At 39.8% G+C, this 19,425-nt stretch carries 16 protein-coding genes; 10 read left to right on the forward strand and 6 right to left on the reverse strand.

Going from position 1 to position 19,425, the window contains the following annotated elements:
* Window positions 1-2,581 precede the first annotated feature (2,581 nt).
* A complete protein-coding gene (gene cas6 / locus BUB71_RS14965) occupies window positions 2,582-3,328 on the reverse strand; it encodes a CRISPR system precrRNA processing endoribonuclease RAMP protein Cas6 (RefSeq protein WP_073156418.1) in 747 nt (248 codons plus the stop codon).
* Window positions 3,329-3,537: 209 nt separating this feature from the next.
* On the opposite strand from cas6, the gene BUB71_RS14970 reads away from it, so the two are divergent.
* Genes BUB71_RS14970 through cmr6 form a run of 7 tightly spaced genes read left to right on the forward strand, consistent with a single transcriptional unit; the run spans window position 3,538 to window position 10,666 of the window.
* Window positions 3,538-4,467, forward strand: a complete 930-nt coding sequence (locus BUB71_RS14970; protein ID WP_139279139.1) for a hypothetical protein — start codon at window positions 3,538-3,540, stop codon at window positions 4,465-4,467.
* On the forward strand, window positions 4,460-5,563 hold the full coding sequence (gene cmr1 / locus BUB71_RS14975) for a type III-B CRISPR module RAMP protein Cmr1 (RefSeq protein ID WP_073156425.1): 1,104 nt from the start codon (window positions 4,460-4,462) through the stop codon (window positions 5,561-5,563). The genes BUB71_RS14970 and cmr1 overlap by 8 nt, the downstream gene beginning before the upstream one ends.
* On the forward strand, window positions 5,560-7,458 hold the full coding sequence (gene cas10, locus BUB71_RS14980; protein ID WP_073156428.1) for a type III-B CRISPR-associated protein Cas10/Cmr2: 1,899 nt from the start codon (window positions 5,560-5,562) through the stop codon (window positions 7,456-7,458). Before cmr1 ends, cas10 begins: the two co-directional genes overlap by 4 nt.
* Window positions 7,451-8,569, forward strand: a complete 1,119-nt coding sequence (locus tag BUB71_RS14985) for a type III-B CRISPR module-associated Cmr3 family protein (RefSeq protein ID WP_073156433.1) — start codon at window positions 7,451-7,453, stop codon at window positions 8,567-8,569. The genes cas10 and BUB71_RS14985 overlap by 8 nt, the downstream gene beginning before the upstream one ends.
* Window positions 8,556-9,407: a type III-B CRISPR module RAMP protein Cmr4 gene (gene cmr4 / locus BUB71_RS14990; RefSeq protein WP_073156438.1), complete on the forward strand. Its 852-nt coding sequence runs from the start codon at window positions 8,556-8,558 to the stop codon at window positions 9,405-9,407. The genes BUB71_RS14985 and cmr4 overlap by 14 nt, the downstream gene beginning before the upstream one ends.
* Before the next feature lie 4 nt (window positions 9,408-9,411).
* Window positions 9,412-9,852 carry a type III-B CRISPR module-associated protein Cmr5 gene (locus tag BUB71_RS14995; RefSeq protein WP_073156442.1) on the forward strand — a complete coding sequence of 147 codons (441 nt, stop codon included), beginning with the start codon at window positions 9,412-9,414 and terminating at the stop codon, window positions 9,850-9,852.
* Entirely contained in the window at window positions 9,839-10,666 is an 828-nt protein-coding gene (gene cmr6 / locus BUB71_RS15000) for a type III-B CRISPR module RAMP protein Cmr6 (protein WP_073156446.1), read from the forward strand. The genes BUB71_RS14995 and cmr6 overlap by 14 nt, the downstream gene beginning before the upstream one ends.
* Before the next feature lie 1,440 nt (window positions 10,667-12,106).
* Here the strand turns inward: cmr6 and BUB71_RS15010 are convergent.
* The 3 genes from BUB71_RS15010 to BUB71_RS15020 form a co-directional block, all read right to left on the reverse strand.
* Window positions 12,107-12,445, reverse strand: coding sequence for a hypothetical protein (locus BUB71_RS15010; protein WP_073156452.1), 339 nt, complete (start codon window positions 12,443-12,445; stop codon window positions 12,107-12,109).
* A gap of 29 nt (window positions 12,446-12,474) precedes the next feature.
* Window positions 12,475-13,254: a hypothetical protein gene (locus tag BUB71_RS15015; RefSeq protein WP_073156456.1), complete on the reverse strand. Its 780-nt coding sequence runs from the start codon at window positions 13,252-13,254 to the stop codon at window positions 12,475-12,477.
* Between the two features lie 1,460 nt (window positions 13,255-14,714).
* Entirely contained in the window at window positions 14,715-15,758 is a 1,044-nt protein-coding gene (locus BUB71_RS15020; protein WP_175552394.1) for a trypsin-like serine peptidase, read from the reverse strand.
* A 97-nt stretch (window positions 15,759-15,855) separates the two neighbouring features.
* On the opposite strand from BUB71_RS15020, the gene BUB71_RS19725 reads away from it, so the two are divergent.
* From BUB71_RS19725 to BUB71_RS19885, 3 genes are all read left to right on the forward strand, one after another.
* The gene (locus BUB71_RS19725; protein ID WP_073156463.1) at window positions 15,856-16,233 is read left to right on the forward strand and encodes a hypothetical protein; all 378 of its coding nucleotides are present in this window, start codon (window positions 15,856-15,858) and stop codon (window positions 16,231-16,233) included.
* A 781-nt stretch (window positions 16,234-17,014) separates the two neighbouring features.
* Window positions 17,015-17,422 (forward strand): hypothetical protein, encoded by a 408-nt coding sequence (locus BUB71_RS19880; protein ID WP_217653561.1) that lies wholly within the window; start codon window positions 17,015-17,017, stop codon window positions 17,420-17,422.
* Window positions 17,374-17,802 carry a CPBP family intramembrane glutamic endopeptidase gene (locus BUB71_RS19885; protein ID WP_217653562.1) on the forward strand — a complete coding sequence of 143 codons (429 nt, stop codon included), beginning with the start codon at window positions 17,374-17,376 and terminating at the stop codon, window positions 17,800-17,802. The genes BUB71_RS19880 and BUB71_RS19885 overlap by 49 nt, the downstream gene beginning before the upstream one ends.
* A gap of 30 nt (window positions 17,803-17,832) precedes the next feature.
* On the opposite strand, the gene BUB71_RS15035 is transcribed toward BUB71_RS19885, so the two are convergent.
* Window positions 17,833-18,348: a hypothetical protein gene (locus tag BUB71_RS15035; protein ID WP_073156467.1), complete on the reverse strand. Its 516-nt coding sequence runs from the start codon at window positions 18,346-18,348 to the stop codon at window positions 17,833-17,835.
* A gap of 526 nt (window positions 18,349-18,874) precedes the next feature.
* On the reverse strand, window positions 18,875-19,425 hold a 551-nt coding region (thyA, locus tag BUB71_RS15040), incomplete at its 5' end, for a thymidylate synthase (RefSeq protein ID WP_139279140.1).

Raw genomic sequence — 19,425 nt, forward strand, 5'->3', positions numbered from 1 at the left:
AGTAAACGATCAATCACTTTACCTGTAACGACAATCGCAGTTTTAAAGAAGCACAAGAGGATTCAAGAAAATGAGAAGCTCAAACAAGAAGGTAGAAAGACCCTTCTAACAAGTAACCCCCTCCAAAATGTAAATATCCATTGTGATTCGTGTGTCAGTGTGTCCAAGTCGTTCGGATACAATTTTTGGATGCTCTGCTACAAAGATCGAAATTTAATTATTGCAACATCATTAGGGACACCTGTGAGTCCAAGAATTTCTTACGATCGTTTAAACGTATCATTAAAAAAATTAGATTACCTAATATGAGGATTCCATGACATCAGACAAACACATGCTACTCTAATGCTGCAACAGTCATGTATTACCCTAATTGCAACAAAAAGCTGTCCTTTAGTCTACTAAAGGTTAGAAAAATGTTAGAAGTTTACTCGTTTTCCCTCCTTAATACTTTCCCTAAAAACACAAAAACCCCTGATATATAAGGGTTCTAGCTGGTGCTGACAACAGGATTCGAACCTGCTACCCCATCATTACGAGTAAAGATGTCTTTCGACCACGATGTTTCAATCCTTATCTAAAGGTTATTCTAGCTGCAACGCAAGTATTCTAAGGAGCAAATCGAATCTCTCAGGTTTCAATCCTTATCTAAAGGTTATTCTAGTTGCAACGGCATGCGAACTCAATATATGTGGTTTCTGCGTTGGGAAGTCCTAAATCGTGAACCCCATTTTTCATCAGTTAATGCCTCCAATCATTTCCTCAATAATCGCTAAAACCCTTGATACATCTAAAGCGCGAACCCCCTGGGGTTTCGCCGGAGCAAGAGGTTCGCGTTTTTTTACAAATTAATCCAGCCAATCTGATTATGTACAGTTCTATCTTGACCATTATTCTATGTTATCCACTCTCCATCGAAAACCCATCATACAACCTTTCGCCAAAAGGTTCTAAAACCGATCCACAAAAGAACAGCCATCCATAAGCGGCAATGTATCAAGAGTTTAAGAATATGAGGGAATGAGTAGAAACAGGGAAAACGCGATACATTTCAATTTGTTCGTAAATGGAGAGGTAGAAAAGCAAGTTGGATTGAGAGTCCAAACTCGCTTTTTGTTTTTTATTGCCCACTAGGGCGTTTGTACTTCCAGCTTCAGCCATCGGCGCACCGTTTTCAATCCTTTGAACAAGGTTCTCTCTTTTGAAACAAAAATTGGATCGTTTAAATTTTGAAACGAATTCTTTAGAGATATTAAACTAAATCTCGTTAATTTCAATCCTTTAAACAAGGCTCTTTCTTTTGAAACCTCTTCCCAGCAAATTTCACCATCTTCATTTCCCCAGTTTCAATCCTTTTAGCAAGGCTCTTTCTTTTGAAACATTGATCAGGTCATTTGTCTCTTTGATAAATTTTTGGTTTCAATCCTTTTAGCAAGGCTCTTTCTTTTGAAACCGCGACCAGCAAATCCATTGAATCACATTCCCTTTACATGCTTTTTCCGACGATCTCAGTATATTATAACATTTCTTCACTATCATAAAGAACATCCTCTATTACTCATACGCATCAAACCCTTGGGATTCCTGCGTTACACCTTTTCCGACGATCTCCCAGGTCTGAGACGAAGCTATAGACCGTCGGAAAAGGGCTGTCGTTCAAAGGGGTAGATTTGGATTTGTGCCAAGTCGTAACCAATACTTATTCGGACATTCACATTTATTAGACTATACACTTTAGGAATCCTTGTCTTGCTTAGAAGGTTCTTTCTTTTGAAACTTGGTGGCAAGAAGTTATTGACTATTATGAGTCGTTAGTTTCAATCCTTTAAACAAGGTTCTTTCTTTTGAAACACTGCTGATATAGCAGTGAAGAAATCAGGTGCTAAGTTTCAATCCTTTTAACAAAGCTCTTTCTTTTGAAACCGAGTTGGATGATAAAGCGTTTCCTGTTGCGCTCAAGTTTCAATCCTTTTAACAAAGCTCTTTCTTTTGAAACCAAAGGAGACGATTATCTTGAAAATGAGTGAATCTATTATCGTTTCAATCCTTTTAACAAAGCTCTTTCTTTTGAAACGCGACCAGCAAATCCATTGAATCACATGCCCTGTACATGCTTTTTCCGACAGTCTCAGTATATTATAACATTTCTTCACTATCATAAAGAACATCCTCTGTTAATTATACGCTTCAAACCCTTGGGATTCCTGCGTTACGCCTTTTTCGACGGACCTCCAGGTCTGAGACGAAGCTATAGACCGTCGGAAAATTGCTTTTGTTCAAAGGGATAGATTCAGATTTGTGCAAGTCTCAACCGATACATATTCGGAATTTCATACTTACCAGACTATATACCTTAGGAATTCTTGTCTAGCTTAGAAGGTTCTTTCTTTTGAAACTGATCTAACGTTGATCTATCAGCATTTGACAAACCGTTTTAATCCTTTAAGCAAAAGCTCTTTCCATTGAACAAGCGCCGATTGGCGAACTCTGATCCACTAGGGATCTACTCGCATTTTCCTACTCCTTATTCTACTATAATAATTCTACATCAACCACACATGACTTGGGTTTTACAAGCAAACTACCTACTATTAGAAAAATGTTTTTGCTCAAATGGTTCTATGCGAGTCTGACCCATTCCCCATGCTGTTTTATAGCCAATTCCCATGAGTGAACCATAAACGAGTAATTTCCAAGCAAGTTGTTGTTCTTGATCTGTGAGGGTTTTGAGGCTTAATTCTAATTTGCCCGTAAAGCCATTGATACGAAATGAATCAAAATTTACTTGCTTTGATTGGAGATTGAGATAGTCAATACGAATACGGTAAGCGATTGCTTGCAATTGCTCTGGTGGAACCATCAAATCAGTAGCCATTTCATAGGCTTTATTGGCGCTTGTGAAAACACGATAAAGTTCGGGCAGCGGATAATAGATTTTACCATGACAAAAGGTGGTAGGCGTAAGGAAATGTAGTGTGACATAGGTAGAAAATGCAGCCTCGATATCGGATTCATGAATTTGTTTACAATGCATTTCCTGAATTCTTCCCTTCCAATCTCTTAAATCAATTCGCTCGACTTCAAATAATCCTTGTTGTAAACACTGAATCACTCGCTTGTTGGGAGAATGGATCAGGATTCTATCCTCATCGATAAAAAATGAGAATAGTTGACGCTTTTTTCGATTATGTAAATCTACTGCAAACTGGGGGTCGATTCGTTGAATAACGGAAAATATAAACGCGTGAAATCGTTTGGTCATCACACCCGGTTGAATTTGTGGAACGATATTTTGACCTACACGTATATGCAATTGGAGTCGATACATTTACTCACCTACAATATATTTTTATGCTTTGTTTTCGAGATTACTGTTACATATGATTTTACACGTAATCGATTTCTAATAAAACAAAATATTATATTCATTCTAAACAGTATTCAATGTATAATTAGAAATGATTTGCTATCTATCTATAACTTAAACCAAAGGAGCCGATTGTGTATATATACAAATATCAAAGAATGCTTTTGTTCATGACCCTTCTTTTCAGTTTGCTCATGCCCCACTCTGCTTTTGCAGCACCAGCAGAAGAAACCACAAAACAAATAGAAGAGCTAAAACAAGACATCCAACAGCTTAAAGCAAATGATGAAGTATATAAAGACATACGAGAAGAAATCAAAAACTACAATGATTTCATGCAACAAAAAAATACCGATCTCAGCTCAACCTTTAATCTATTTATTACGATGATCACTTTTCTTTTTACAGTTATAGGCGCGGGTTTCTTTTATTTTGCTGGACAATCCAAAAAAGAAACGAAAGAGGAACTTGCTAGAGAACTAGCTCAATCCAAAGAAGAAAGTGAACGCGCGCTAAAAAAAGCGCAAATTGAGATTCAAACTTCTTTTGAAACTCAATTGCAGGAGATGAGAACCAAAACGGAACAAGAATTTAAAAAGATACTTGATTGGGAATTCAATACTTTTAAACAAATGATCAACAACGAAATTGTTTTTAAGTCTACACGAATTTTACTGGTCGCACCTGAAGAAGAAACGAAACGAATGGAGCGAGAAGAGTTAATGTCCATTCGTCAACGTGGGATTGATCAGATTGAACCGATGGAATTTGATCTGGTCTCCTTAAAAACGAAGTTAGAATCAGAGAACTATGATATTTTGATCTATCGTTTTCTGGATGATGTCTCTACTCCCGATGCAACCAAGATTGTCGATTTACTCATCAATGGAAAATATGAAATCCCATATATCGTTTATAACGATCCGAATCATTGGTTTCAAAAAGATGTTAAACAAAAACTAATAAGTTATCACTGGTATACATTTGCTAACCATCCCATTACACTAGTGAGTTATCTATTCTCTTTAGCTTACGCATATAATAAAAACCAGCCTGTTTCACGTCGATCCATTCTTTTTTCGGAGGACAAACATGAATGAATTACAAGTCACATTTCGTCTAACTACCCCTCTCTTCCTATCTGGTGCCGATCAGGCGAAAGCCGAACTTCATCTCCCGTCCATCAAAGGAGCGTTACGCTTTTGGTACCGGGCAATCAACGGCAATTTCAACCGATTCATCCCTGCCACACAACAAACATATGAAGAAGAGTTGTTTGGCTCACCCCGTTCAAACTTAGGTCAGGGGCGATTTTTACTACGATCACGAATGAATCAATCATTGGATTGTGCCATTTTGGAAGGTCGAGATCGGCTCTTTGCTGGACTTAGCTACTTCACCTTTTTTACTAAGGATAAGGATCACGATCAGGAACAGAAGCAAAAACGGGCGTACTTTCATGCAAACCAAACGTTTACGCTTTCCTTTCTCCTTCGGTCAGGAAAGGAAGAAGAGCAACTACGCAACTGGCAGGGTTTACTTGCTAGCATCTGGCTCTTGGGTCATATCGGTGGATTAGGTTATCGGAATCGCAAAGGATTTGGCTCTCTCGCATTGGAGCATTGGCATGTTACCAATCTACCCATTCCACAACAAATGATCAACCAATTGCCCATTGCTCACCGAGCAAAGAGACCGAAAGACTGGTTCCAGTCGTTTTATCGCGGTTTATCTATATTAAATCAATGGTTTCCAGCATTTCAAAATGAAAGACATACCATCATCAATGATCAGGCAGCATTCTATTTACCCAAAGGTGAAACCACATGGAATGCAGCACTTAAGAAAGGCGCTTATACGCTTCAACAATTTCGTAAGCGTTTTAAAAAAGACCGCTTAGCGCTTGGATTACCCATGAATGTAGAACAGAAAGATATTGCATACCGCCCAAACAAACGCGATGGGGATAGAATGCCCTCGCCTGCGATATCGCGCGTGATTCATCTCGATAAAAAATTTTATCCAATCTATATGATCCTTCCATCACCCTTCCCTGAAGTAGTGAAGGAAAATACGAAAAATCCAGATGCACCAGCCGATAAACAAAACATTCACTTTGGCATTGCACTGGACCGATTTACGAAACATCTAGAAGAAAAAGGATTTAGGAAACAACGCAAGGAGCTGTATTTATGAGGAAAGTTTTTCACTTTACGATCGGACCTGTGCAAGATTTTGTTGCTCGCTCCCGACGAACGCGCGATCTGTTAGCCAGCTCATTCTTATTATCTTTTCTTTCTGGTCATGCCATGGTGGAGCTCATTCGCCAAGGGGGTCAAATCCGCTTTCCCTATGTACAAAATGATGAAGGTCATCTTGATCCACTTTTAGATGCTATTTACAAAACAGTAACCCATGAACCTGTCGAGACACAGCCATGGATTGGTTCCATTCCAAACCGCTTTATAGCGGAAATCGATAGTGCCCATTTTGACCCTCAAACGGTGATCGCAACAGTAGAAATGGCTTGGCGGAAAGTTGCCAATGCAGTGAAAGATTACGCATTGAGTCAAGATATCATTCAACTAGGCAGGAAGTCAGTCAAAATCTGGGAACGTCAAGTACGTGACTTTTGGGAAATTACATGGGTGATGGGTGAAGACGCGAATCTGCTGGATCGGCGAAAAAACTGGCGAAGTCACATCCCTCCAGAAGAACCTAGAGATAAGTGTTTATTGATGAGCCAGTTGCAAGAACTTTCTGGTTATCACCGTATCAGTGAACGAAGGGCACAAGATCGTTTTTGGACGACTTTACGAGAGAAAATTGGTGCGTTTCATTTAAACGATCATGAACGTCTTAGCGCGATCGGGCTCATTAAACGCTTATATCCACTCGTATCAGAAAAAGCATTAGGGTGGAAATGGCCTAGCTCAGCGATCTCCTTTCCGTCCACCGGATATTTAGCAGCTTTACCATGGATGGTGAGGGCGATGAAGGAACATCCACACGCAGCCAAAACCTTTGCAAGCGCAGCGAAACAACATCAACTACAAACCGTTTCCATCAGTCAACATTTTCCAGCCATTCAGTCGATCACAAAGCAACAGCCATCCCTTCGCTCTTTTACCAATCTTGATGGAAAATACGTTTATCCTGAATCATTTGCGCTGGAAACCGCTCATTTAACTAACGAAGCACAATGCAAATTACAAATGGAGCTAACGCAATTGACCAAAGTCATGAAGGGTGAACCTGCCGATTACTATGCGCTACTGATGATGGACGGTGATCGATTAGGGCAACTACTGCAAACAAAATCCAAAGAACCGAATCAGAGCAAAAAAATCAGTGAAGCTCTTGCTTTGTTTACGGATCAAATCGCGAAACAGATCAATGATTTTCATGGCGTCACCATCTATGCAGGGGGCGATGATGTACTGGCCCTATTTCCACTTGCACAAGCCATTCCTGCTGCCGTTCATTTACGTGAGAAATATATTCAATCATTCCAACAGTCAGGAAGCCAACTACAATCGACCATCTCTGCAGGCATTGTCTATGCGCATAAAATGGCACCGCTCCAAAATATTGTTCAATATGGGCATTACCTACTCGATAGAATCGCGAAAGAAAAAAGCGGTCGAGATAGCTTAGCGATTGGCACATGGAAAGGGTCAGGCCCAGATTTGATTTGGTCAGCCCGTTGGGAAGAGGTTTATGACCCAGCACGTCCATCTGCTCCAACCCATTTAGAACAATTAGCAGCTGACCTTCAATCGAATGAGATACTGCTTTCTAACAGCTTTTTATATAAACTGCGTGAGTTATACGAAAATGGCCCCATGTTTTCCGAAGATCCACAAGAAAACAAAGAAATCATTATCCAACTGCTCGTTGCCGATTACATACGAATTGTCGGCTGGAACAACAAGATCAATCGCGATCAGATTGAACAGCAAATGGCTTCTCTCGTCAATGTCTGTTGTCGTAACTGGAATCCGGATTCCACTATCAATCATTCATTTAAAGCTGATGGTGCGCTTGTGGCAGCATTTTTAGCCCAGAAAGGAGCGTACATCCATGCGTGAACAATGGATTTTTCATGCCATCGATACATTATTTTTTCGAGATGGTACCCCCTTTCAACTCGGGGAACCAGGTGCGATGTTACCACGCAGTCATTTCCCCCCTACATTTATGACCTTGCAAGGCGCTGTACGAATGGCGCTTGCCAAGAGACATGGCTGGCGTAAGGGGAAAGAATGGCCTCATGAACTGGGCTCGACAAAAGACCTCGGTCAACTTCAAATCACGGGTCCCTATTTACGATATAAAAACAAGATTCTATATCCGGCTCCCTCTGTATTATTTAGCCATCGAGAGGATGCGCCTCTTGTACGTCTTTCACCTGGTCTCCCGGTTGACTGTGATTTAGGTGCGCAAATTCGCCTGCCACAATTACCATCCGGACAAAAAGGAGGAGCTCCCCTCCAAGCATGGTTAACCCGTCAAGGTATGGAAGCTGTTTTAGCAGGAGAAGTGCCTACACAAGAACAGATATTTCGACCTCATCAATTGTGGCAAGAAGAATTACGAGTCGGAATTGGTCGAGATCAGGCAACTCGAACAACCAATGATGGAGAATTATATAGCATCTATCAGGTGAGACCCGCAACAGAATTAGAAATCGTAGTCGATATTGACAACATACCTGATGGTTGTACATTCATCAAATCAGATATCATTTCACTAGGAGGCGAAGGGCGTGCTGCTTCGATCTCGATTCATCAAGCTACCTCTACCCCATTGCCTTCATTACCCAAACTGAATCCATCAGGAAATGGTTGGATTTACTATACGCTGTCTTTACTTAATTCAAGCGATGTTAAGAATCTCGATCAAGCCATCAAGTCAGGTCAAGTAGAAACTGAACATCCGATTCCTGGTGAGTGTATCTCCGCAAGTATCGGAAAATTGGTCCAAGCGGGGGGTTGGGATTCGGAAAACAAACAATCTCGTCCATTAAAGCCATTATTACCCAGTGGCAGTACATGGTTTTTCCGAGCTAGACATACAGAACAAAAACAGATCGAAGCCCTGCATGGCACATTATGCGGATCGAAATCGTTATGGGGGCAAGGTCAATTAGTCGTAGGAACATGGAGCGAACAGGAGGATTTCATAAATGAGCAGCAATAAAGGATTTATCTTAGGTATGTTAGCAGAAACATCGATTCATCCAGGAACCGGACAGTCGCATGATGTGATCCAACAGCCTGTAGCACGAGAGGCTACAACCCAATATCCCATGATTCCAAGCTCCAGCTTCAAAGGAGCTTTAAGGATGAAAGCGGAACAAGAGTTTAGTCAGAATGTAAACACCATCTTTGGAACGAAAAGCGAGATCGGCAATCCAGATACAGAAGCCGGTCAGGTCATCTTCTCCGATGTTCGGTTAATTCTACTTCCTGTTCGGTCTTTAACAGGTCATTATCGTTGGGTCACATGCCCTTATCTCCTTCAACGCTTAAATCGAGATCGCTCACTCATCGATAAACCCACATTTCCATTCTCTTCTGAGCCACAAGAGGGTGAGGCGTTGACGAAGAATTTTACTGGAACCATGTTTCTAGAGGAGTTCTCATTTAGCTGCAAACAAGCAAATGACATGGAATTTGACGAGATGGTCACGACGCTTAAAAAGTTAATTGCTCATGAATTCGTCCTTAATCGTCTTGATGATCAACTCGTCATTCTTCATGATCAAGACTTTGCCCACTTTGCTCGATTTGGTTTGCCGGTTCGCGCACGTAACCAATTAAATAACGAGACAAAAGCGAGCGAAAACTTATGGTTCGAAGAGACATTACCACCTGATACCATCATGTACTCACTCGTGATGGCGAAACCCGGATACGATCATGCTTGGACCCAACTATATGAGGCACTCAATGCCAAACCCTACATCCAAGTCGGCGGCAATGAAACATTAGGACAAGGCTGGTTTATTACCTCAGCCGATGCAACAAAGGAGTGACAAGATGAATCACCTAACCCTTGACCAACAGCGAGCGAAAGACTCCCTAGAGAAAGTGATGGCCATTCGCAAAAACATTACTCGTGATCCAGAGTTGATGCAGAAAGCGGATGACTACGCCAGTTATGTTGTTAGTCTACCAGCAGATATTCGGATGAATGGTCTAGGACAAGCACTAGCTCAGCTGTTAGCAGCTGTCAAAGACCAATCGGACGACCCCCATTATTGGCTATATAGAGATTTACAAACATGGCTTTGCCGTCATGATCCACTGGCTCCTTATCCAACGACGAAGGAACAGGATTTATTACAATCTATTGTAAGCCATGATCGAATCAGATATCAGCAGGCCATCTCCGAAACAATGGCTTGGTTAAAATGGCATGCGAAAATCTCTGTCGCCCAACTGAAAATAACAGGTGGTATAAACGATGAGCGAGAATAATTTATTTGGAAAAATCCCGTTATATGCTGATCCTGCAATCTTCAACAAGTACATCCGCAGTTCTAATGCCAATGCAGGTCTGTGGTTTGATAAATTTTGCCATACATGGGAAGCCGATCCGAATCATAAATGGAAGCGGAAAAACAATAAACAGAACTGGATCGAAACCATCACCCATCAACATGATGGTAAAACTGGAGATGAAGCGCTCATTCAAGAAACTGTCGAACGCCATTTAGATCTCGTTGAAAACCTGAATGGTCAAGTCATCTACACCAAAACAACGAGTCGCTTTATCACAGGGATGGGCAACTCAAACCCCATTGAAAATGGTTTTACATGGCACCATACATTAGGAACGCCCTATCTACCAGGAACTTCAGTGAAAGGACTCATTCGCGATTGGGCTCAACAATGGACAGATACTAGTCATGATGTGATCCAGCGCCTCTTTGGACCGGAACCTACTTCAAACCAACTAAGCGTGGGAAGCCTCATCTTCTTTGATGCCCTTCCCCTAGAACCCATTAAATGTGAGGTCGACATCATCACCCCTCACTATACCCAGTACTATCAAAATCCAACAACCCAACATCCTAACGGCTGGGAAAATCCCGTTCCGATCCCTTTTCTAACCGTAGCTGAGCATCAACCATTTCTCTTTAGTATTGCGCCACGTAAACAACAGAACAATAATGAAGTATGTATCACTGAGGTGTTAAATTGGCTCAAAGATGCGCTTGAATACGGTGGCGTTGGAGCAAAAACCTCGGTTGGATATGGTCGATTTGCAGTCATGAACGTAGATAAATAAGAGCCTGCTTCAGACTGAAGAAAAACGCAACTGAGCGAGTGGAGAGGTGAACGACAAAGCTCCATTTCGGGCACAACTTAGCGGAATGGTAGCTGAAGCGGTATTTTCCTTACGGGCAAACTGTTCGAGTCTCCGCAGGCGAGTGCCGGAGGAGGCGAGTTTTGCCCGGCCGCGAAAGCTGCCAGAACGCGGCAGTCACACATCTTCGCAAGCCCGAGTCGGAGCGTGCCGGGAACCACGATCACGAGCCGCCGATCACAGAGCTTTGTCTACAAACTGAGGCGAGCTAGACGAGCTCGCTTTTTTAGATTCACCTGTGATAGATGGTCATTAATCATAAGGATGTTCTCATTCTTTTGATATGTATAATGTAGGATTTAAAAGGTAAAACGCCCGGTACTAGAGTACCGGGCGTTTTTTATGGGAAGAAGCTCAAAAGCTTAACGCAGCGAGTAGCACTGACCGGATCTACACGCGTCGCACTTGGGATCGTGGTTGCACGGACACGCGCACATGATCGTGTCGCCGCGCGAGAATTTGTTCCTGATGTACCCGATGAACTTCATACGATCTCCCTGGATTTTTCGATGTCCTTGCTCCAGAAGTAACTCTGGATTCCGTACATCCCCATTGGGGGGACTAGCACTTCTTCCATTGGCCCCTGAGGTATTGAACGGAAGAAAACCATGTGCTATTTTTATTACACTACAAATTGTTTTTATGTTCAATCATTATTTCTGACAATTTTATTTAGCAAGTAAAGAAATGAAAAGTGAGTTGGATTGAGTGTCCAACTCGCTTTTTGTTTTGCTTATTGCCTACAGTAGGAAATAGTTTGCGGAGTTTCAATCCTTTAAACAAGGCTCTTTCTTTTGAAACGCAGCGATAGGGAGCCAGATCGCTGTAATGGATGTAACAACACTGTTTCAATCCTTTAAACAAGGCTCTTTCTTTTGAAACACTGCAACCATCAAACCCCTTAAACCACAAGCCCTTTACAAGCTTTTTCCGACGATCTCAGTATATCATAACATTTCTTCACTATCATGAAGAACATTCCCCGCTACTCAAATGCCTCAAACCCTTGAGATTTCGGCATTTTACCACTTCCGACGGTCCCTTAGGTCTGAGACGAAGCTATAGACCGTCGGAGACATCATTGAGTCTGATAGATTCGAATTGATATGATGTTATTTAAATAAAATTTCCTAGGAATTCCCGCAAAAAATAAAAGAACATGCTATATCTCCCGAACTCATAAGATTCGAGCATCAGAAGAATAAAGAAAATAATCATCGTAACATAATGAGGAAAAAACCAATAGCTTGGTTTATCAGGCTTTTGTTTATAAAGCAACATCACAATGAGGATATCAGTGACAATCACCATAACTGCTCCGCCAACATAAACAAACACGATGAATCTTCACCTCTCTCTATGTTATTGCTGATGATTGATATGTTTTTGCCTATTCTTATATTCGAGCTTCAATAAAAATAAGTAGATATATAGCAGTATAAAAGCGATCACATAATGAAAGAAAGCAATTGTGTGATAAATAGCATCTCCTTCTTGACCCGCCCATTCTGGCAATATGATGATCATAATTAAGATGTATAGAGCGAGACTGATATAAAATGGATACGACCAGAGATCAGGTTGATTGGGCTTATATCGGTAGAGTATTTGAATCATGATGATGTTGAGCATGAATAGCACAGCGACAAGTCCTACGTTTCCATTTACCATCAGCTCATTTAGATCAGAAATCATCCCCATAAAACTCGTTTCCACTCCTTCTATTTAATTTATCGGTGGGTAAAAGAAATTCGACCAATCAAAAGGGTCAATATCCAGAAAATAACACCTGTCGCCAAGTAACTAGGAATATTAAAAGTCCATAACAGAAACGGCTCGTCAGTTTGAACTGGATTTATTTTTTCATATAAGTAATGCACGATGATATAGATGCAGCTTATTATGATATGTAATAAAAGCAACCATATTTGTTGATATCTCGTTTTCTTTTGCAGGCGCCAATCAATGATCCAAGCGAATGGGGCAAATAGGATCATAGGAATTAGACTAACCATTGGAATGAAAATAATCGCATTTTCATTAGGTAGATACAAATAAAAAGGAAGACCGAAGGTGACAAGACCGATTGGAATAGCGATCAGTAATTTAATCATGTAAAGTTTTAAATCTTTATTCGAAATATGTTTTTTTATCCGCTGTTGTAGCCACCAATAGCTAATAAAAGTGAAAAGAACGAAGAGATTGAAATCATCTAACTTAGGTTCATTTAACGCATGAGCATAATAATACCGGATCAAAGAAAACCCCATACCCATGCTGAGATACACATAAAAGGAGAACTTCTTCCCTTTATCTTCTAACTTTCGTTCAATTCCCGTAGCCAGTAAAGACCAAACGACTACATAAGGTAGAATATTGCTGATGAAATAACTAACATAACTATAAAAGTCGATTGTATCCTTAGTCCCTATCATTAAATATGCAAGAGAGATGAAGAAAATCATTAAACTAATCAAATGGGAGATAAGGAGGTTACGTAAAACAATCATTTTATTACTCCTGTCCGTATCATTGGATTTTATATAAACGACTTTAAACCAAAAAGAGATAGATTATCTGATTAATAACAGAATAATCTATCTCTTATTATTGTCCATATGTTTCAACAATGGCAATTATTTTGTTTTCTACTATATTGTTTCGATCCTCACCTAGAGGTTTATCTGGATGTAACTTTAGTATAGCAATCCAAACATTTATGGGTAACTTGTTTCAATCCTTATCCAAAGGTTATTCCAGGTGCAACGAAAAACGTCCAACAGCTCCTATCGAATATGACACGATCGAATGGTTTCAATCCTTATCTAAAGGTTATTCCGGATGCAACTTGGGATGTGGTTGGGTTTGTCTATAACAGAACAAGTTTCAATCCTTATCTAAAGGTTATTCCGGATGCAACTAGGTCAACATGTCATGGCCATATCAGGTATTGAAGTTTCAATCCTTATCTAAAGGTTATTCCGGATGCAACGGCTGCGATATCAGCCTATATGGTTACTGGGTTGGAAAGACCCAAATCGCGAACCCCATTTTTCCATCGACTAATACTTGCGATGATTTCCTCAAAAATGGCTAAAACCCTTGATACATATAGAGCGCGAACCCTCTGGGGTTTGAACGGAGCAAGAGGTTCGCGTTTTTTTACAAATTGATCCAACCATTCTGATTATGGAGGTCTTTCTTGATCCTTATTCTATCTTATCCGCTCTCTACTGAAAAGCTATCAAACAATCTCCCACCATACGTTTTTGAACCCCTGATTGCTTCACCTTATTTTCATTATCTTTAATTAGATACACAATACCACCTGTTGTTTATAGCCAAGGTGTTTCTCTGCATCCTCGTCTAGCTAGGCTTTGGCAGATGAGCTATGTATTTGAATCTGTTCATTTTCAACATACATAGGCATTTGAAAAACCATTACGTATGACTTGCTACCCCTCATTTGTCACAATATATAGGGGTCTGAAAAACCATTACACATCTGAAAATGAGCACAAAAAAAGAGCATGAATAAATGCACACCCTAAAAACCTCAACACGTGGAAAGGAAAAATCACTCGCAATAAGGAGCTAACTTAAAGCGGTTCGGGCTATGTAATTTTTTGTTTAACTCGTTATGTTTGAGAATTAAAAAAGAGCATGTGGGAATTCACACACTCTTCAAGCACCTCAAAAGAGACTATTTAGCTATTTGTTTTTAGTCATTAACATGTTATCAAGATTTTCACTAAAAAACCGACAAAATTCCGCAAACTATTTTCCTGTTACCCCTCTATATATGAGAGATAAAACTTCCATTTTCTATAAAATAAATAGAGAGTTGATTCAGTCAAACTTTCTTTACTCTAAAACTATTTTCTACTATATAATATGTGCAACCAGAAGCACAAAAAGGGACATGATTTTGAAAAAAGTTTTATTATTATCTCGATCTATGCTTAATAGTTTAGTCTGGCAAATCTCGCCAATAGATGATCCTATCATATGTGCTTCCTTCAATTCTAGTTGAAAAGGAATAACTATAATCTGAAAGTGAAGCTGAGTTGATACCAATCACTGCCGTAGTACCTACCTTGGTATTCCAGGAGGGACCTCCGCTCATTCCATCGTGCATATATCCAGTCGTTTGAAGAATACCATTGTAATTTTCAATCGAAGATATAACACCTAAACTTTTATATTGTATAGAAGCGTCATACTCACCCCCACTAGGGTAACCTGTTAATAATATTTGTTCACCTGGTTGGTGATTTGAATTTCGTATACCAAACCAATTTGCTGAATCTTTTCCAACTTGTACCGCTGCAAAATCATATTTAGAATCAGAAATATTTCCATTCTCATTTGGCAAATCAACATAACCACTATTGATCCAAAATTTTTTCGTTGCTCCAAACTCATATAGAGGATTACCTGTCGGACCAGGAGATCTTTCATATTCAATATTTACTGCAGGTGTATTCGTAGTAGTATTATAAACACAATGAGCGGCAGTAATAATCGTGTTTCTATCAATATAAAATCCTGAGCACCAATTGTAATTACCTGGAGTCTTTTCAACCAATAGTCTTGCCACTGCATTATAGGGATATGTTGTATGATGTGTAATTTCAAGATTATTAGGTACCAAAGAGTTTAATAGATTTTTCGTATCCATTTTTTCATTATCCGAACCTAAAAAACCATTTTTTTCACTTACTTTTGGTTTGGGCAAATCGGTTACAATCGATCCATCACTACCAATACTTGAGTGTTTTGGCAACTCTTTGATCTTTTTCATATCAATATTTTTTAATGCATCTGTATTTTCGGGACCGTATGAAGGTGTCTTTTTTATTCGTTCCTGTACTTCTTTAGGTAAATCTTTAAATTCTATTTCACCTTTATGAAGTACTGTCTTTGAAGTATTTACCTGTTGAGCATTGCTTGGTAAAACATGAAAACTAACAATAAGAATCAATAGCAATAAAATCGGAATCGAATTTCTCATAAAACCCTTCATAATCCAACTCCCTATATTTTTTTGAATACATTTATATTGTATACTATTAGTAATATTGACACAAACGTTAGGGTGGTTATTTTTATTGAAACATATTGTTTTTTTAGTTTTTATTCTATTAATTGGTTGTTCAATTAACCTGTTTGAACATGATCCTGTTCCCATCATCATCAAAATAGTTGACGAGAAAAACAATCCTATATCTGATGCAATAGTTTCTATTAATGCTGCTAACCCGCGTAATGAAAAAGGCGAACTAATAACTTTTCGTGATGCTCCAACAACTGCAAATAAAAATGGCATTTACGAAAGAACCATGCCTATTGGTTCTTTCAGAATCTCTGTGAGGAGTAAAAGTAAAGGCTATATTATCAACCGGATCATAAAAATCAACGAAAATTCCAAGTATTTCACATTAAAAAGAAATATATTTGGTAAAAATTCTTTTCCAATCAAACCCTAAAAAGCATTATAAAATGAGCCAAATTAGGCTCCTTATTTTTTTACTATAAATCACAGCAGTGATCACTGAAAGTTATAAGAGTCAATAACCCTATTAACTTATTCCATGTTACGTTACTCACTTGCAGGTTTCCTTTCTTCCTCTTGATTTGATAAACCCCCTACAAGTGAGTGTCGAAGAAGCATCTGTTTCAATCCTTTTCCAAAGGTTATTCCCGATATAACAAGGATGGTATTTACTTGATACAAGCAAAGAGGACAGAATTTCAATTCTATCAAGAGGTTTATCTAGATGCAACCAGAAAATCCATCAATATATGACGATATGTAGAGATGTTTCAATCCTCATCCAAAGGTTAATTCAGCTGCAATACTAGGTGGAGAAGCCCAAATTGCGACCCCATGGGTTTTCACTTCTCATGCAGAATGCGCAATATTTCTCCATCTAACGCTCCTATCTTGTAAGACAAATCAATATTGAATACATATATTTATAAATATTTATACTATAATAATATTATTCTAATTAATATTTCATTAAGGATCAATATCTTTATACTGACCTCGCCCTCTAGCTTCGTTATTTGAAAAAACAGATCATTTCACCATATGAGGTAATGACTCTTTCATGTTTATCAAAGAAGCGATAAAATTAATCCAATATTAAAGGGAGTTCTATAATAATATAAAATTTTGATAAATCAAATAAAAAGGGGAAGATTACGATAGCAGAGATAAACGTTACACCGAATAAATCAAGAAGTAAATTCACTGGTAGAAGATTGCTGCAACTCATCTTGCAACTTGTAGTTGTTGTGGTTATCACGGCACTTGGGGTGGAGGGCAATGCGATCCTAACGCTACTCATCGGTCTTGCTACATCGGTGGTGATTCTCGGGTACATTTGGGTGGTACAACGGACTGAGCGTCAAGCACCACTGGAGATGGAGAGAAAAGGAGCTGTGGCAGCCGTTGGGATAGGAACGATGATCGGCTTGGTGCTCTTCGGTGCGGTCATCTTGAACCTTTTCTTCCTTGAATATTACACCGTATCCGGACTGGGCTCGCCGATAGGGGCTTTGGGGCCTTTTGGCATGCTGACCGCCGCTGCCGTTACTGAAGAGGTCATGTTCGTGGGGTTTTGTTCCGGATATTCGAGGAGTGGACGGGCACTTGGATCGCACTTGTAATCACCAGCCTGCTGTTTGGGCTGATGCATCTAGCAAATCCAAACGCCTCGCTTTGGGGTGCGCTAGCGATCGCTGTCGAAGCAGGTGGTCTGCTGACTGCTGCATACGTCGCCACCCACAAGCTGTGGCTGGCGATTGGTCTATACATTGGCTGGAATATCGCCGGGGGCGTCATTTTCAGCACCGAGGTATCTGGCAACAACACCCCACAAGGACTGCTCGACGCAACCCTACATGGGAACACATTATTAACTGGCGGTCCTTCGGTCCTGAAGCAAGTCTTTACTCGAGTATTTTTGTATAACATATTGTCTTCCACCCGCATAGCAGATGGTTTTCTGTTGAGCACAAAAAACGTGCTCAACTGGCTAAAGCCGTAATAAAAAAAGTCACACACATGTGACTTATTTCTATCGCTCATCGATATCAGGAACATCAAGTTTATGTGTTCCTTTATCATTACCAATAACTGTTATATTCTTTTCTCGTGATGGCTCAAAAGTTATTCTCTTGGATTCCATAGTTTTACCTTCGGGAATCAAATCTTCTTGATCCTTATAAAATTCCTTCATAAGATCTACAACTTCTTCTCTTGCTATATACTCATCTGGAATTAAAGGCTCATTACGTTCTTTTCGAAATTGCTGGATCTTTGCTATATCTCTAAGTGGATTTTCTCTCTCTGGATTAAAAGAGTATTCAAATCTTTTTGTATCAGGATCAAAAACCTCCCCTATAAACCCACCATTAAAAAAATAATGACGAAATGGTAAATCAAATTTATCAAGAGCATGCAATGTACCCTCGTCTTTTAACTCAACACCTTCGCTTGATTCTCGTGGTAAATCTTTAGCTTTAGTACCTTGAAACGTTAAGCTTTCTCTAAATTTACTTATAATTTTTCTGTTTGGCTTATCTTCTGTCAATATTGAAACCTCCTGTGACCTAATCTTTGTATATATTAAAATACACCATAAAGAAATATTAATCTAACTATTGCTGGTAAAATGATTCGACCATAAGACATGCGAGGAAATTGTACAGATATATTTTCGACTTCCTAAACGTTTCTGGGATTTGTTGGAGTCTAAAGATGGTTGTCGTTAGAAACTCCCACCTGTAGAAGTGGGAGTCAGAGTGTAGACAAAGTCCCGTGATCGGCGGCTCGTGATCGTGGTTCCCGGCACGCTCCTAACCGGGCTTCCGAAGATGTGTGACTGCCGCGTTCTGTCAGCTTTCGCGGTCGGGCAAAACTCGTCTCCTCCGGCATTCGCCTGCGGAGACTCGAACAGTTTGCTCGCAAGGAAAATACCGCTTCAGCTGCCATTCCGCTAAGCGGCACCCTAAATGGAGTTTTGCCGTTCACCTCTCACTCGCTCAATAGGTTTTTCTTCAGTCTAACTCCCACCTGTAGAAGGGGGAGTTTCATATTAAGTAATGTTGAAACTGCCCCTAGATCGCAACCTCTGCTTTTAAAGTAAGTCCATGCTGGTAATCAATCAGTTTAAAATCGTTAATCGTAAAATCGCTTAATTCTTTAATATTTGGGTTTATCCAAAGTGTTGGAGCTGCAAATTGAGGTGAGTCTGTTTGGCGAGCAATCACATCTAAATGTCGATCATAGACATGGATGTCTCCAATATTACATGTCATCGTTCCAAGATCATAGTTTGTAACCTGAGCTACCATACGTTGTAATACATAATATTGAAAGACGTTAAAAGGCCAGCCAAGGAAAAGGTCTGATGAACGAGCGGTAACAATCAAATGTAATTTCCCCTCTTTGACGAGCCATTGGGTACTGTGCCAACAAGGCTCTAATTCCATTTCATCCAAATCATCGATATTCCACCAAGAAGTAATCAATCGGCGACTAGCAGGGTTATGACGAATTTGATAGATGAGATAGGTAAATACTTTGTCTACACTCTCCAACGAGGTAGAACCTTTGATGCTTCTTTTTATCTGATCTAAACCGATGTTAGATCTGGTACATCGAAGTT

The organism is Seinonella peptonophila (assembly GCF_900129355.1).
Taxonomy (GTDB): Bacteria; Bacillota; Bacilli; order Thermoactinomycetales; family Thermoactinomycetaceae; genus Seinonella; species Seinonella peptonophila.

Bases quoted from the DNA above. Each gene is read 5' to 3' on its own strand.
- cas6 (WP_073156418.1), bottom strand. From the start codon at position 3,328: ATGTATCGACTCCAATTGCATATACGTGTAGGTCAAAATATCGTTCCA.
- BUB71_RS14970 (WP_139279139.1), top strand. From the start codon at position 3,538: ATGACCCTTCTTTTCAGTTTGCTCATGCCCCACTCTGCTTTTGCAGCA.
- cmr1 (WP_073156425.1), top strand. From the start codon at position 4,460: ATGAATGAATTACAAGTCACATTTCGTCTAACTACCCCTCTCTTCCTA.
- cas10 (WP_073156428.1), top strand. From the start codon at position 5,560: ATGAGGAAAGTTTTTCACTTTACGATCGGACCTGTGCAAGATTTTGTT.
- BUB71_RS14985 (WP_073156433.1), top strand. From the start codon at position 7,451: ATGCGTGAACAATGGATTTTTCATGCCATCGATACATTATTTTTTCGA.
- cmr4 (WP_073156438.1), top strand. From the start codon at position 8,556: ATGAGCAGCAATAAAGGATTTATCTTAGGTATGTTAGCAGAAACATCG.
- BUB71_RS14995 (WP_073156442.1), top strand. From the start codon at position 9,412: ATGAATCACCTAACCCTTGACCAACAGCGAGCGAAAGACTCCCTAGAG.
- cmr6 (WP_073156446.1), top strand. From the start codon at position 9,839: ATGAGCGAGAATAATTTATTTGGAAAAATCCCGTTATATGCTGATCCT.
- BUB71_RS15010 (WP_073156452.1), bottom strand. From the start codon at position 12,445: ATGGGGATGATTTCTGATCTAAATGAGCTGATGGTAAATGGAAACGTA.
- BUB71_RS15015 (WP_073156456.1), bottom strand. From the start codon at position 13,254: ATGATTGTTTTACGTAACCTCCTTATCTCCCATTTGATTAGTTTAATG.
- BUB71_RS15020 (WP_175552394.1), bottom strand. From the start codon at position 15,758: ATGAGAAATTCGATTCCGATTTTATTGCTATTGATTCTTATTGTTAGT.